The organism is Pseudarthrobacter cellobiosi, assembly GCF_023913815.1.
Classification (GTDB): domain Bacteria; phylum Actinomycetota; class Actinomycetes; order Actinomycetales; family Micrococcaceae; genus Arthrobacter; species Arthrobacter cellobiosi.
In genome coordinates, this window is record NZ_JAMXBK010000002.1 from 1 (window position 1) to 1,584 (window position 1,584).

General features: G+C 64.5%; 1 protein-coding gene. It reads left to right on the forward strand.

Going from position 1 to position 1,584, the window contains the following annotated elements; genetic code table 11:
* Positions 1-190: 190 nt before the first annotated feature.
* The gene (locus NG701_RS00010) at positions 191-1,459 is read left to right on the forward strand and encodes an IS110 family RNA-guided transposase (protein ID WP_374208634.1); all 1,269 of its coding nucleotides are present in this window, start codon (positions 191-193) and stop codon (positions 1,457-1,459) included.
* The last annotated feature ends 125 nt before the right edge of the window (positions 1,460-1,584 follow it).

The window sequence follows — 1,584 nt, forward strand, 5'->3', positions numbered from 1 at the left end:
CGTTACCTTTTTAGTAGCCCCTTAACGAGTAAGAATTGGGGTTGTTGGCCTGTCGGTCTCGGCATGATTAAGTCCCCCAGTCATCAATGATCCGGGGGGTGTTGTCACCGGGATTCGATAGGCGCCAGGGGATCGCTAATGGGGACCGGACCAGCGCAATGAAACACCGCCTAGGTCAGCCGTAACGTGGATGCCGAGCCTTGCCGCCGCAGGACATGCCAACACAGATTTGACGGACACAAATTCTGGGAGGTTTGCGTTGATCAAAGACCATGAACTCGTCGACATCTTCATCGGTGTTGACGTCGGCAAGAGCAATCACCATGCGGTCGCCATCGACCGCCAGGGCAAGAAGATCCTCGACCGGGCACTGCCCCAGGACGAGACCAAATTACGCTCCATCATCAGGGCCGTAGCGGGCAAGGGACGGGTTCTGTTGGTCGTCGACCAGCCCTCCACCATCGGCGCCTTACCGGTGGCCGTGGCCCAGGCAGAGGGCATCATGGTCGGCTACCTGCCGGGGCTCGCGATGCGGCGCATCGCGGACCTGCACCCCGGTGAGGCCAAAACGGACGCCCGAGACGCGGCAATAATTGCCGAAGCCGCCCGGTCCCTGCCGCACACCCTACGCTCCATCGTGGTCGCCGACGAGCAGGCCGCGGAGCTGTCGATGCTGTGCGGTTTTGATGACGACCTGGCTAAGCAGGCCACGGCCACCTCCAACCGTATCCGCGGGCTCCTGACCCAAGTCCACCCAGCCCTGGAACGGGTCATTGGCAAGCACCTGGACCACCCGGCCATGGCCGAACTGCTGATCAAATACCCGACGCCGGAGAAGCTGCGCAAGGCTGGCCAGAACCGGGTCGCCACGCTCCTGTCCCGCCATGCGCCGCGGGCCGGGAAAGGCTGGGCGGCGGACGTCTTCACCGCGTTGAATGAGCAGAGCGTCGTGGTCGCCGGCACTGGCGCGGCAGGCATCGTCCTGCCCCAGCTGGCGGCGATGCTCAAACAGCTGCGCACCGCCCGGGAGGAGATCCTCACCCAGGTCGAAGCGCTGGTGGAGGCCCACCCTCTTCACGACGTCCTGACCTCCATGCCGGCGGTCGGGGTCAGGACGGAAGCCCGCATCATCACCGAGGTTGCGGGCAAGGAATTCAAGTCCGCCGGACACCTCGCCTCCTACGCCGGACTCGCCCCCGTGACCTGGCGGTCGGGAACCTCAATCCGCGGTGACCACCCGTCCAAGAAGGGCAACAAGAGCCTCAAACGAGCCTTCTTCCTCTCCTCATTCGCGGCGTTGAAGGACCCGCTCTCACGGGCGTACTACGACCGGAAGCGCGCCGAGGGTAAACGGCACAACCAGGCCCTGATCGCCCTCGCCCGGCGCCGCTGCGACGTCCTCTTCGCGATGCTCCGCGACGGCACGCTCTACGACGCGCCGAGCCCCACGACAGCCTGAGAGGCCAGAGACGTCAGCCGGCCGGGGAAACCCCGCCGGCCGTTGGCTCCTGCCCAAAAACGATCCGCCACCATCTCGAAGGAAAACCCGTCCCAACGCTTGACAAAAAACATAGGGACACCCCC

Coding starts and splice junctions, on each gene's coding strand:
- NG701_RS00010 (WP_374208634.1), top strand. CDS start 191: ATGCCGAGCCTTGCCGCCGCAGGACATGCCAACACAGATTTGACGGAC.